1 protein-coding gene is annotated in these 636 nt (G+C 67.0%); it reads left to right on the forward strand.

The features are described 5' to 3' along the window. Window positions 1–31: 31 nt before the first annotated feature. Window positions 32–636 (forward strand): acyltransferase domain-containing protein (locus tag V6U77_RS29955; protein ID WP_334610086.1); only part of this gene is annotated, 605 nt, incomplete at its 3' end.

A 636-nucleotide genomic window follows, 5' to 3' on the forward strand; every position in this document is an offset into this window, starting at 1 on the left:
GGTGACGGGGGATTGGTTCGACACCACGGGTATGGATGCGGATTACTGGGTGCGTAATTTGCGTGAGCCGGTGCGGTTCCATGATGCGGTGACGGCGTTGGTGGGGCAGGGCTACGACACGTTCATCGAGGTCAGCCCGCATCCGGTGCTGGTGGGCAGCATTGAGGCGCCGGTGGTGACGGGCACTCTGCGTCGGGATCTGGACGGTTGGGCGGAGTTCCTGCGTAGTGCCGGGTTGGTGTGGAGCCATGGCGTGCCGGTGGACTGGGCGAGTCTCTTCCCGCAGCGGCATGTGGTTCCTGACCTGCCGACGTATCCGTTCCAGCACGAGCCGTACTGGCTGGTCGCCGACGCGGCCCCCGGCAATACCGGTCATGGGTGGTTGGACGCGCGGGTGCCGACCCCGGATGGCGTGGTGGCTTCGGGGTCGATTGGGCTGCGCCGCCTGCCGTGGCTGGCTGATCACAGCGTCTCCGGTACGGTCCTGCTGCCCGGCACGGTGCTGCTGGAGGCGGTGTTGACGACCGCCGGATGGACGGGCCGGTCGGTGATCGAGGAACTGACGCTGCTGGCGCCGATCATCGTCACCGACGAACCGGTCACGGTGCAGATCACCATCGAGGACACGACGGTGAC

This window comes from Micromonospora sp. CPCC 205546, assembly GCF_036902715.1.
Classification (GTDB): domain Bacteria; phylum Actinomycetota; class Actinomycetes; order Mycobacteriales; family Micromonosporaceae; genus Micromonospora.